Raw genomic sequence first — 12,881 nt, 5'->3', positions numbered from 1 at the left:
ACACAAATTTCTCAATTGAAAAATTTATTTTTATAAATAAAAAAAGTCCTGAAAATTCAGGACTTTATATTTTTAAGAAGTAAAGATTACCCTAAAACTTCTTTTACTTTTTTACCAATTTCAGCTGGAGAATCTACTACGTGAATTCCGTTTTCTCTCATGATGCGTTTTTTAGCTTCTGCTGTATCATCAGCTCCACCAACAATTGCACCAGCATGACCCATTGTTCTTCCTTTAGGAGCAGTTTCTCCTGCGATGAATCCAACAACTGGTTTACGATTTCCGTCAGCTTTTACCCATTTAGCAGCGTCTGCTTCTAATTGACCTCCGATTTCACCAATCATGATAATGATTTCAGTTTCTGGATCGTTCATTAATAATTCAACCGCTTCTTTAGTAGTTGTTCCAATGATTGGGTCACCACCAATTCCAATAGCTGTAGTAATTCCTAAACCTTGTTTTACTACTTGGTCAGCAGCTTCATAAGTTAAAGTTCCTGATTTAGATACAATTCCAACTGTTCCTTTTTTGAAAACGAAACCCGGCATAATACCCACTTTAGCTTCTTCTGGAGTAATTACACCTGGACAGTTAGGACCAACTAAACGGCAATCTTTTCCTTTAATATAATCATACGCTTTAATCATATCTGCCACAGGAATACCTTCAGTAATACAAATGATTACTTTGATACCCGCTTCAGCAGCTTCCATAATTGCATCAGCAGCAAATGCTGGCGGAACGAAGATAATTGAAGTATCAGCACCTGCTTTTTCAACAGCATCTTTAACTGTGTTGAAAACTGGTCTGTCTAAATGTGTTGAACCTCCTTTTCCTGGAGTTACACCACCTACAACATTTGTTCCGTACTCAATCATTTGAGAAGCGTGGAAAGTTCCTTCGCTACCTGTAAATCCTTGTACAATTATTTTTGAATTTTTATTTACTAAAACGCTCATGATATATGAATTAAATTGTGTTTAAATTTGTGATGCAAAAGTAAGTTTTTTACCAAATAATCACGTAATTTTTATTGTATTTTTTTAATTAGGTTTGCTAATTTGATATCCTTTTTTGATTTTATCTGCTTCAAATTCCCAAATAACTACCACTTTTGCAATAAGGACAAACTCTTTCGGGTTTTCGATAGTAGTTACTTTATGATTGTATTTCACCACGATTTGATTATCATCTTCAATAAAGTGAGAAATTTCCATAAAAGAATCCACGTAATTTTGTTTTAATTCTTTAGCCAAGCCAATAATATCTGCTTTATTCATGTTAACATTTCCATGCGAACTGTCCCAATCTAAAATAAAATCATCGTGCAAAAGTTCGTTTAAAAAAACGTCATTTCGCATACCATCTTCTTTATACAAAAATTCGATTTTCGCTCTATTTGTCATTTTGTTTTAATTTTTCAATGATTTCAGGAATTCGTTTTACGTTGGCTAATTGTTTTAATTTCTCACGCGATTCTTCAATTGGAGTTCCAAAATAAGTTTTTCCACCTTCAATTGATTTGGTAACACCAGTTTGTCCCATTACTACTGCTTTTGTACCAATAGTAATTCCACTTGTAGTTCCAACTTGTCCCCAAAGGGTTACTTCGTCTTCGATAACAACACAACCAGCAATTCCAGTTTGTGAAGCAATCAAACATTTTTTACCAATAACAGTATCGTGACCCACATGCACTTGATTGTCAATTTTAGTTCCAGCTCCGATAGTAGTATCACCTGTAACTCCTTTGTCAATCGTACATAAAGCACCGATTCCTACATTATCTTCAATCACTACTCGTCCACCTGATAACAATTGGTCGAAACCTTCTGGACGTTTCTTGTAATAGAAAGCATCTGCACCAAGAATAGTTCCAGCGTGAATCATTACATTATCACCAATTACGGTGTTATCATAAATTGTAACATTAGCATGAATCAAACAATTTTTACCAATTTGAACGTTGTGTCCAATGAAACAATTTGGTTGAATAACTGTTTCTTCTCCGATTTTAGCTGAATCTGAAATAGCTGCATTCGAAGCTTGAAAAGGTCTGAAATGTTTCGTAAGTTTATTAAAATCTCTAAAAGGATCATCTGAAATCAACAACGCTTTTCCTTCTGGGCATTCCACTTCTTTGTTAATTAAAACAATAGTTGCTGCCGATTGAAGTGCTTTGTCATAATATTTTGGATGATCTACAAATACGATATCACCAGGTTCTACCACATGAATTTCATTCATACCGTGAACTGGAAAATCAGCATCACCCACAAAATTACAATTGATAATTTGGGCAATATCTTTTAGAGGATAAACTTTTGGAAATTTCATTTAATAATAATTAGTAATTAGTGATGAGTAAAATATAAAAGAGTAATTAGTTACTTGGTTATTTACTAATTACTCTTTAGTTTTTACTTTCAATTATTCTTTTACTCTTTCCATGTAGTTTCCAGTTGCTGTATCAATTTTGATTTTATCACCTTCATTGATAAACAACGGAACGTTTACTGTAGCTCCAGTTTCAACAGTTGCTGGTTTTGTAGCATTTGTAGCTGTATTTCCTTTAACTCCTGGTTCAGCATAAGTAACTTCTAAGACGATAGAAGCTGGCATATCTACTGATAAAGGCGCTTCAGTTTCAGCGTTGATTTGAATCATTACGTTTGTTCCTTCTTTTAATAAATCTGGAGCATCTAAAACTTTTTTGTCTAATGTAATTTGCTCAAATGATTCGTTGTTCATGAAGTGAAATTGATCTCCTTCAGCATATAAATATTGGAATGTATGTGTTTCAACACGTACTTCATCAATTTTGTGTCCAGCAGAAAATGTGTTATCTAATACTTTTCCGTTTGTTAACGATTTTAATTTTGTTCTTACGAAAGCTGGTCCTTTACCTGGTTTTACGTGAAGAAATTCGATAATTTTATAAATATCGTTATTGTATTTAATACATAATCCGTTTCTAATATCTGATGTACTTGCCATTTTGTTTTTATTTGATGTTTGTTTTATTTTTAATTGAAAATTACATTGAACTTGTATAACCTTTCATGATTCCACGAGAAGAGTTTCTGATAAACTGAATAATATCATCGCGTTCAGGAGTTGCTTCCATTTCAGCTTCAATAATACTCAATGCTTGAGTTGTATTGTAATTTTTTTGGTATAGAATTCTGTAAATATCCTGAATTTCTCTAATTTTTTCAGTTGAGAAACCTCTTCTTCTTAATCCTACTGAATTAATTCCTACATAAGATAAAGGCTCTTTTGCGGCTTTTGAAAATGGTGGAACGTCTTTACGAACTAAGCTTCCTCCAGAAATCATAGCGTGTTCCCCAATTGAAATAAATTGATGTACAGCTGCTAAACCTCCAATGATTGCAAAATCTCCCACAGTTACGTGTCCTGCTAATGCTACTCCATTTACGATAATAGCGTTATCACCAATATGACAATCGTGTGCAATGTGAGCCGTAGCCATAATTAAACAGTTTTTTCCAATTTTTGTTTGACCAGAAGCCACTGTCCCTCTATTAATAGTAACACACTCTCTGATTGTAGTGTTATCACCAATAACCGCTAACGAATCTTCTCCGCCAAACTTTAAATCTTGAGGAACCGCAGAAATTACTGCTCCTGGAAAAATATTACAATTTTTACCGATACGAGCACCTTCCATGATGGTAACATTTGAACCAATCCAAGTTCCTTCACCAATTTCAACATTGTTATGAATGGTAGTAAAAGGATCAATTACTACGTTTCTTGCTATTTTAGCACCTGGGTGCACATAAGCTAATGGTTGATTCATATTTTAAAATTTTATTTTTTATGGTAAAATATGGTATCGCCTTTATTTTTTGTTTTTGCTTACGCAAAGTTGTTTTAGTGGCGATTTCATATATCTTTATTTTACTTTAACAATTTGTGCCATTAATTCGGCTTCTGAAACTAATTTACCATTTGCATACGCATACGCTTGCATGTGACAAATTCCTCTTCTAATAGGAGAAATTAAATCACATTTAAAGAATAAGGTATCACCTGGTAAGACTTTATTTTTGAACTTAACATTGTCAATTTTCATGAAATAAGTTAAGTAATTTTCTGGATCTGGAACAGTACTTAAAATTAAAATACCTCCTGTTTGTGCCATAGCTTCAATCTGTAAAACACCTGGCATTACTGGTGCTCCAGGAAAATGTCCAACGAAGAAATCTTCATTCATTGTAACATTTTTTAATCCTACAACATGAGTTTCTGATAATTCTAAAATTTTATCAACTAATAAAAATGGAGGTCGGTGTGGTAATAAATCCATGATACCATGAATATCCATTACAGGCTCTTTGTTGATATCATAACTAGGAACGTTATTACGCTCTTCTAATTTGATTATTTTAGCAATTTTCTTAGCAAACTGTGTATTTACATAATGCCCTGGCTTGTTAGCAATAACTTTTCCTTGGATTCTTGTTCCTATTAAAGATAAATCACCAACGACATCAAGTAATTTATGACGAGCAGCTTCATTAGGGAAATGCAACGTAAGATTATCTAAAATTCCGTTAGATTTAACTGAAATTGTTTCTTTATTGAAAGCTTTCTTTAAATTTTCCATTGTTTCAGCTGAAATTTCTTTATCAACATACACAATAGCGTTATTTAAATCGCCACCTTTAATTAAACCATTATTTAAAAGTGATTCCAACTCATGTAAGAAACTAAACGTTCTACAATCAGCGATTTCAGATTTAAACTCTTTTATACTTTTCATGGTTGCATTTTGAGTTCCTAAAACTTTAGTACCAAAATCTACCATTGCAGTTACACAATATTCATCAGAAGGAATCACAGTAATTTCACTTCCTGTAGTTTCATCTAAATAAGAAATAACCTCTTTAACTACGTATACTTTTCGGTCAGCTTCTTGCTCAACAATTCCAACTTTTTCAATAGCTTCAACAAAATATTTAGAAGAACCATCCATAATAGGAAGTTCAGAAGCATTTAATTCGATGATAACATTATCTAAATCGCAACCCACAAGCGCCGCTAAAACGTGCTCAGGTGTTTGAATCATTACTCCTAATTTTTCTAAATTAGTTCCTCGTTGCGTATTTACAACATAATTTGCATCAGCTTCAATAATTGGTTGTCCTTCTAAATCTACACGTACAAATGTAAATCCGTTGTTTACAGGAGCTGGTTTAAAAGTCATTGCAACTTCTTGACCTGTGTGTAAACCTACACCTTTTAATGATATTTCTGCAGCAATTGTTGTTTGCTTCGCCATGATAAAAATTTTAAATTATTTAATTTTATTTTTTAATTCTTCTATATCGGTAACAATCTTTGGTAAATTTCTAAAATGTACAAATGATTTTGCAAAATCTCCGTAATTGAATGCCGGACTTCCTTGAACCACTTCTCCAGCTTCTAAATTTTTACCAATTCCGGATTGTGCTTGAATTTTTACACCATCTCCAATTACCAAATGTCCTGCAAAACCTACTTGACCACCAATTAAACAGTTTTTACCTATTTTAGTAGTTCCAGCAATTCCAGTTTGTGCAGCAATTACGGTATTTTCACCTATTTCAACATTGTGAGCAACTTGGATGTGATTATCCAATTTTACTCCTTTTCTAATGATTGTTGAACCTAAAGTAGCTCTGTCAACTGTTGTACACGCACCAATTTCAACATCATCTTCAATAATTACATTTCCAATTTGCGGTACTTTTACATACGTTCCGTCTTCTTGAGGCGCAAAACCAAATCCGTCTGAACCAATGATTGTTCCTGAGTGAATCGTACAACGATTTCCGATAACCGTTTCCGAATAAATTCGAACACCAGCAAAGAAAACACAATTATCACCAATAGTTACGTTGTCTCCAATAAAGCTATTTGGATAAATTTTTACATTATTTCCAATGGTTACATTTTTTCCAACATAACAAAAACTTCCTAAATATAAATCAGAACCGTAGGTAACACCTTCTGAAATAACTGAAGGTTGCTCAATTCCTGATTTCATCAATTTTACTTGATTATAATATTCTAACAACTTCGAAAATGATTTGTATGCATCTTCAACCTTAATTAAAGTTGTTGTAATTTCTTGTTCTGGCTCAAAAGTTTTGTTAACAATCGTAACAGATGCCTGAGTAGAATAGATATAATTGATATATTTTGGATTCGCCAAAAACGTCAATGAGCCTTCGGTTCCTTCCTCTATTTTAGACAATTTAAAAACTTCAGCCTCTGGATTACCCACTACTTCACCTTCTAAAATGCCTGCTATTTGCGCTGCTGTAAACTTCATTTAAAAATTTTATTACTATCTAATCAGATAGATTTTGGGATATAAAAATACGCATTTTCATTCAATACCAAGTATTGATTCCACTTCAACTTGGCAAAAATATAAAATTAAATTAAAAAGTTAAGATTCTAATACCACTTTTGGAAAACAAATAAAGTATTTAGTTACCGGTTTCGATAAAGCTTTTAAGTGCAATTGATCTGAAGCTTCTACTACATCTTCAATGGTTTTATCTTTTTTCAAAATACGAATAGGCTCACTTGATTTGCTGTAAGCTTGATTTTTTAACTTGCCTTTGAAAACAAAATAATCTGCTTCTTTGTCCGAAATTCCAGCAATAGAAATATATTTATTTTTTACAGCTAATAGATTCTCTTTGTTGGGTTTATCATCACTCATTTGAATCTTTAATAAATCACGATTTAGTATCATTCGGCAAAGTGATTGTAAGACAAAATCATCATGAAATTGCCAAGCTTTTATTGCACCCAAAACATCATAATCATCCAAATAAGAAAACTTATCTAACACACTTTTATCGAAATCTGCTAATGAGATTTTATGTTGTAAAAAGAATTGCAACGGTTCGCTACAAGGCAAAACCATTCCTTTTTGAGTCAATTCTTTTGCACGTTTTAGAATTTTGGTCAAGATTAATTCCGCAACCACACTTGTTTTGTGTAAATAAGCTTGCCAATACATCAATCTTCGGGCAACCAAAAACTTTTCTACTGAATAAATTCCTTTTTCTTCAATAACTAAATAATCATCTTGAACATTCATCATTTGGATTAAACGCTCGCTGTTGATGTTTCCTTCGGCTACACCGCTGTAAAAACTATCACGTTTTAGGTAATCCATTCTATCCATATCCAACTGACTTGAAATCAATTGCAACATGAATTTTCTATGATATTCGCCTTTAAAAACTTGAATCGCAAGTGATAATTTGCCATCAAATTCTTTATTTAATTGCTCCATGAACAACAACGATAATTCTTCGTGATGCACTTCTTCCACAATACTATGTTCCATGGCGTGACTGTAGGGTCCGTGACCAATATCATGCAACAAAATCGCAATATATAGCGCATTTTCTTCTTCTTCCGAAATAGAAACACCTTTAAATTGCAAGGTTTGAACCGCTTTTTGCATGATGTGCATACAACCCAACGCATGATGAAAACGCGTATGATGCGCTCCTGGATAGACCAAATACGACATTCCCATTTGGGAAATTCTTCGTAAACGTTGAAAGTAAGGATGCTGAATTAAATCGTAAATTAAACTATTGGGAATGGTAATAAAACCATAAATAGGATCGTTAAATATTTTGAGTTTGTTGGTTTGGCTCACAATTTGATAATTTTAGTAACAAATGTAGCGATTTTTTACAAAATGAAATCGTTAAAAAGTATTGAAAATTTTATACAATATTTAATACAAACCTCGTTTAATAAATAGTAACTTGCACACAAATTAAGAAATATGAGTCAGATAAAAATACTTTGGGTAGACGATGAAATTGATTTATTGAAACCCCATATCTTGTTTTTAGAAAAGAAAAATTATCACGTAACCACTTGCAATAACGGACAAGACGCTATCGATTTGTTCGAAGAAAATAATTTCGATATTGTTTTTTTAGATGAAAATATGCCAGGTTTAAGCGGTTTAGAAACTTTATCTGAATTAAAAGAAAAGAAATCTTCGGTTCCGGTGATTATGATTACCAAAAGTGAAGAAGAATACATAATGGAAGAAGCCATCGGTTCTAAAATTGCCGATTATTTGATAAAACCGGTTAATCCAAATCAGATTTTATTGAGTTTAAAGAAGAATTTAGACCATTCACGATTGATTTCTGAAAAAACAACTTTAGATTATCAGAAAGAATTCCGAAAAATTGCGATGGATATGGCAATGGTTCGTACCTATGAAGACTGGGTCGAATTGTACAAAAAACTGTTGTTTTGGGAACTTGAGTTAGAAAACATAGAAGACCAAAGCATGGTAGAAATCTTAGAAAGTCAAAAAATAGAAGCGAATGTGCAATTTGGGAAATTCATCGAACGTAATTACGAAGATTGGTTCCAACCAAAAGCAGACAAACCAGTACTTTCTCATGAAATTTTTGGTGAATTAGTTGCGCCAGAAATCCGTAAAAAAGACAAGCCTATTCTTTTCGTTGTTATTGATAACTTGCGTTATGACCAATGGAAAGCGTTTGAAAGTGTCGTAAACAATCATTATAAATTAGAAAAAGAAGTAAGCTACTTCTCTATTCTACCAACGGCAACACAATATGCTCGTAATGCTATTTTTTCTGGATTAACACCTCTAGACATGGAAAAGAAATTTCCACAATATTGGAAAAACGATCCAGATGAAGGAGGAAAAAATCTGTATGAAGGTGAATTTTTAACTGAGCAATTAAAACGCTTAGGATTAAATATCAAACAAGAATATTATAAGATTACCAATTTTGCTTCGGGAAAAAAATTAGCTGACAACTTCAAATCGTTAAAAAACAATGATTTAACTACTATTGTTTACAACTTTGTAGACATGTTATCGCACGCTAAAACCGAAATGGATGTAGTGAAAGAATTAGCTTCAAACGATAAAGCATATCGTTCTTTAACGGCAAGTTGGTTCAAGAATTCTCCACTTTTGGATATGATTCAACAAGCGCAACAACTTGGTTTTAAACTAATTATAACAACTGATCACGGAACTATCAATTGTAAAAATCCGTCGAAAGTTATTGGTGATAAAAACACGAGTTTGAATCTTCGCTACAAAACAGGAAGAAGTTTAACATACGAAGACAAAGACGTTTATGCGGTTAAAGATCCTAAGAAAATTGGATTACCAGCGTTAAACATGAGTAGCTCTTTTATTTTTGCAAAAAACGATTTATTTTTGGCTTACGTAAACAACTACAATCATTATGTGAGTTATTACCGAAATACCTATCAACACGGAGGAATTTCGTTAGAAGAAATGGTGATTCCTTTCTTAGTTTTAGAGCCGAGATAATTTAGTAAAATTTGAGTTTATATATGACCGTAATTTACAGTTTAGAAGAAATAAATGCCATTGCAAAACAAATTCTTGCTACGCCTTCGTTAAAGAAAATTATCACTTTTCATGCGCAAATGGGCGCTGGAAAAACGACTTTAATTAAAGAATTGGTCAAAGAGTTGGGCGTAAAAGATAATTCAAGCAGCCCAACATTTTCTTTAGTCAACGAATACAGAACTTTTGAAGGTGAAACGGTGTATCACTTTGATTTATATCGCTTAAATTCAGAAGAAGAAGGTTATGACATGGGATTAGACGAATATTTCTATTCTGATAATTGGTGCTTTATCGAATGGCCAGAAAAAACGCCAAATTTAATTCCTATTGACCATGCGAGTATTTCTATAAAAATTTTACCAAATGGTAAACGTGAATTAACGCTCAAAAATTAAATACGAAAGAGAATAGAAAATCAACTTCTATTCTCTTTTTTTGTGAATCTATTTCCCAAGTCTAAAATAATTCCTAATTTAGAACCTCAAAATCAAAAGTAATGTCGATATACTCTCCTTTTTCTGCTTCACAATTGCTTCCTCAAGAAGAAAAACTTGAAGTAGCGCGTCATAAAAGCGAATTATTTATAGGAATTCCAAAAGAAACCTCCTATCAAGAAAGAAGAATTTGCTTAACACCAGATGCGGTTTCTTCATTGGTTTCGCACGGACATCGCGTAATGTTAGAATCAGGAGCTGGAGAAACTTCAAGTTACACCGACAAAGAATACAGCGATGCAGGTGCGGAAATCACACAAGACACCAAAAAAGTGTTGGGTTGCCCAATGATTTTGAAAGTAGAGCCACCTACTCTTACTGAAATTGAAATGATGAATCCGCAAACGATTGTGATTTCAGCTATTCAATTAAAAACTCAAAAAAAAGAATATTTTGAAGCTTTAGCAACCAAAAGAATAACAGCTTTAGCATTTGAATTCATAAAAGACGAAGATGGTTCATATCCAGCAGTAAAATCATTATCTGAAATTGCAGGAACAGCTTCTATTTTAGTTGCTTCCGAATTAATGATTGGTGAGAACATTGGAAAAGGTTTACTTTTTGGAAATATCACTGGAGTTCCACCAACAAAAGTTGTCATCATTGGAGCTGGAACTGTAGGAGAATATGCTGCTAGAACTGCTTTAGGATTAGGAGCTCATGTAAAAGTTTTTGATAATTCGATTACCAAATTACGTCGTTTACAAAACACCTTAAATCAAAGAATTTTCACTTCAACTATTCAAGAAAAATCTCTTTTAAAGGCACTAAGACGATGTGATGTGGCCATTGGCGCCATGAAAGGAAAAAACAGAGCTCCTGTTGTGGTTACCGAAACCATGGTAGAACACATGAAAAAAGGAGCTGTTATTGTGGATGTAAGCATTGATACAGGCGGTTGTTTTGAAACTTCCGAGGTAACTACGCATGAAAAACCTACCTTTATTAAAAATGGTGTAATTCATTATTGTGTTCCTAATATTCCTTCACGTTATTCTAAAACGGCATCTATGTCAATTAGCAATATCATTTCTCCTTTCCTATTACACATTGCAGATGATGGCGGAATTGAAACGGCTATTCGTTGTAATAGAGGTTTAAAAAATGGTATTTATTCCTATCACGGTGTTTTAACCAATAAAGCTATTGCAGATTGGTTTAATTTGGAATATCGCGATATCAATCTGATTGTTTTTTAAAGTTAAAATCTAGGGACTATGTGTATAATTTAAACTAAATTTGCACAAATTATTATTTATATGAAGTTTCAGTTTCGTTTAGCCTATTATTTATTTGGATTATTTTTAGGTATAATATTTGTGATTTGGTTTTTGAGAGCTAAAGCAGACGACAAAGGTGTTGAGTTTTGCTATTTACCAAATTGTCGTGTTTTAAAAGATTTACGTAGCAAATCGTTAGATATTGATACCCTTGCTAAAAAATCTTTATCAGAAAAATGGGTTACTATAGAAGATATTAAAGAGAGTTTACGCTATGGAGATGTAGATTTTTCAAAAAGTAATGAATCTTACAAAAAAGGTAAGATTTATGTTATTGAAGGCAAAACTGCTAAAAATGAAGAAATTACCATTACAATGATTAATTACACCAATAAGGTACTCTTAGAAAAGATAGAAAAAAAATAATTTTTATTTAAAATTGCTTGCAGATACAAATAATCCTTGTATATTTGCACTCGCAATACAGAAATAGTAAAGCGTTATATTGGGGCGATTAGCTCAGCTGGTTCAGAGCACCTCGTTTACACCGAGGGGGTCGGGGGTTCGAACCCCTCATCGCCCACCAAAATTTAAATCCTACAGAAATGTAGGATTTTTTATTTTATATACTTTTCTTTATTCTCAAGTGAATTATACTAGAATGTAACAAACATTCAATCAAAGCGTCTACTTTATCTAAATGATTTTGTTATGCGTTTTTACCTAATTTTTCTTTTATTATTTTCATCATTTTTTTCACTTGCTCAAGATTCAAAACTAGATGTCTTCAAAAAAGATAGTTTACTAATTATTAAAAAAGACATTAATAAAGGATTTCAAAACGACTATATTTTATTTATTCCTAAAGGAACTCCAATAAATAAAAAAATAGTTCTTCTAGTCGAACCTAATAATACTGGCAAAACAAACGATAGCATTGAAATACATAAAGAATCTGCAATTAATTTAGCAACAGTGAGTTCAGTTGGAAATAATGTTGCAACAATGTTGAAAATTCCATTACTAGTGCCTATTTTTCCAAGGCCATCATCTCAAGAGCTAATTTATACTCACGCTTTAGACCGAGATGTTATTTTAAATAATTCTCAAGAACTAAAGCGTCTTGATTTACAATTGTTGGAAATGATAAAAGATGCAAAAAACATTTTAAGCTCACTAAATATAAAAGTAGATGACAAAATATTTATGAATGGCTTTTCTGCTTCAGCTACTTTTACAAATCGTTTTGCTTTTATTCATCCCGAAAAGATAAAAGCTTTAGCTATAGGTGGATTTAATGGAGAATTAATGCTTCCAGAAAAAAAAATCAATCAATTAAAGTTTAATTATCCACTCGGAATTAATGATTTCTCTAAATTATTCAATAAAAATTTTGACATAAATCAATTTAAATCGATTCCTCAATTTATCTACATGGGAAAATTAGATGATAATGATGCCGTTCAATTCGATGATGCTTATAACGATATAGAACGCAACTTAATTAATTCAAATTTAGGAATAGATGTACAAAATCGATATTTAAAATGTCAAGAAATATATAAGAATAATAATGTAAACGCAACATTTATAACTTATGATAATGTAGGACATTGGACAACATCAGAAATGAATTTAGAGGTTATTAAATTCTTTTTTAAACAAATAAATTCTAAATAAAATAAAAAAATAATAGACCGTTCGAATTTCAATTTCAATTCTTCATTTCTTATATTTGTG

Annotated in this window: 13 protein-coding genes and 1 tRNA gene; 6 read left to right on the top strand and 8 right to left on the bottom strand. The window is 32.2% G+C overall.

Features of this window, described 5'->3' with window-relative positions; all coding sequences use genetic code 11:
- Positions 1–86 precede the first annotated feature (86 nt).
- The 8 genes from sucD to B0I03_RS01810 form a co-directional block, all read right to left on the bottom strand.
- On the bottom strand, positions 87–959 hold the full coding sequence (gene sucD, locus B0I03_RS01845) for a succinate--CoA ligase subunit alpha (RefSeq protein WP_111565769.1): 873 nt from the start codon (positions 957–959) through the stop codon (positions 87–89).
- Between the two features lie 84 nt (positions 960–1,043).
- Positions 1,044–1,406, bottom strand: coding sequence for a nuclear transport factor 2 family protein (locus B0I03_RS01840; RefSeq protein WP_111565768.1), 363 nt, complete (start codon positions 1,404–1,406; stop codon positions 1,044–1,046).
- Positions 1,396–2,337, bottom strand: coding sequence for a UDP-3-O-(3-hydroxymyristoyl)glucosamine N-acyltransferase (locus tag B0I03_RS01835; protein ID WP_111565767.1), 942 nt, complete (start codon positions 2,335–2,337; stop codon positions 1,396–1,398). Before B0I03_RS01835 ends, B0I03_RS01840 begins: the two co-directional genes overlap by 11 nt.
- Before the next feature lie 93 nt (positions 2,338–2,430).
- Positions 2,431–2,997, bottom strand: a complete 567-nt coding sequence (gene efp / locus B0I03_RS01830; RefSeq protein ID WP_026725820.1) for an elongation factor P — start codon at positions 2,995–2,997, stop codon at positions 2,431–2,433.
- Positions 2,998–3,037: 40 nt separating this feature from the next.
- Positions 3,038–3,823, bottom strand: coding sequence for an acyl-ACP--UDP-N-acetylglucosamine O-acyltransferase (lpxA, locus tag B0I03_RS01825; protein WP_111565766.1), 786 nt, complete (start codon positions 3,821–3,823; stop codon positions 3,038–3,040).
- A gap of 96 nt (positions 3,824–3,919) precedes the next feature.
- Positions 3,920–5,308: a bifunctional UDP-3-O-[3-hydroxymyristoyl] N-acetylglucosamine deacetylase/3-hydroxyacyl-ACP dehydratase gene (locus tag B0I03_RS01820; RefSeq protein WP_111565765.1), complete on the bottom strand. Its 1,389-nt coding sequence runs from the start codon at positions 5,306–5,308 to the stop codon at positions 3,920–3,922.
- 15 nt (positions 5,309–5,323) lie between these two features.
- Complete coding sequence (lpxD, locus tag B0I03_RS01815) at positions 5,324–6,343, bottom strand: UDP-3-O-(3-hydroxymyristoyl)glucosamine N-acyltransferase (protein WP_111565764.1); 1,020 nt, start codon at positions 6,341–6,343, stop codon at positions 5,324–5,326.
- A 120-nt stretch (positions 6,344–6,463) separates the two neighbouring features.
- The gene (locus B0I03_RS01810) at positions 6,464–7,699 is read right to left on the bottom strand and encodes an HD domain-containing protein (protein WP_111565763.1); all 1,236 of its coding nucleotides are present in this window, start codon (positions 7,697–7,699) and stop codon (positions 6,464–6,466) included.
- A 132-nt stretch (positions 7,700–7,831) separates the two neighbouring features.
- Here B0I03_RS01810 and porX point away from each other — a divergent pair, with 132 nt between their 5' ends.
- From porX to B0I03_RS01780, 6 genes are all read left to right on the top strand, one after another.
- Complete coding sequence (gene porX, locus B0I03_RS01805) at positions 7,832–9,385, top strand: T9SS response regulator signal transducer PorX (protein WP_111565762.1); 1,554 nt, start codon at positions 7,832–7,834, stop codon at positions 9,383–9,385.
- Between the two features lie 23 nt (positions 9,386–9,408).
- Entirely contained in the window at positions 9,409–9,822 is a 414-nt protein-coding gene (tsaE, locus tag B0I03_RS01800) for a tRNA (adenosine(37)-N6)-threonylcarbamoyltransferase complex ATPase subunit type 1 TsaE (protein ID WP_026725814.1), read from the top strand.
- Positions 9,823–9,923: 101 nt separating this feature from the next.
- Entirely contained in the window at positions 9,924–11,120 is a 1,197-nt protein-coding gene (locus tag B0I03_RS01795) for an alanine dehydrogenase (RefSeq protein ID WP_111565761.1), read from the top strand.
- A 60-nt stretch (positions 11,121–11,180) separates the two neighbouring features.
- The gene (locus B0I03_RS01790; RefSeq protein ID WP_111565760.1) at positions 11,181–11,567 is read left to right on the top strand and encodes a DUF4258 domain-containing protein; all 387 of its coding nucleotides are present in this window, start codon (positions 11,181–11,183) and stop codon (positions 11,565–11,567) included.
- 82 nt (positions 11,568–11,649) lie between these two features.
- A tRNA-Val gene (locus tag B0I03_RS01785) sits at positions 11,650–11,727 on the top strand.
- Between the two features lie 125 nt (positions 11,728–11,852).
- The gene (locus B0I03_RS01780) at positions 11,853–12,821 is read left to right on the top strand and encodes a hypothetical protein (protein ID WP_111565759.1); all 969 of its coding nucleotides are present in this window, start codon (positions 11,853–11,855) and stop codon (positions 12,819–12,821) included.
- Positions 12,822–12,881: the final 60 nt, after the last annotated feature.

Origin of the sequence: Flavobacterium aquaticum, assembly GCF_003259835.1 — a bacterium.
Lineage (GTDB): Bacteria > Bacteroidota > Bacteroidia > Flavobacteriales > Flavobacteriaceae > Flavobacterium > Flavobacterium aquaticum.
Note: the sequence above shows the minus strand (reverse complement) of the source record. Positions and strands in the feature narration are given on the sequence as shown.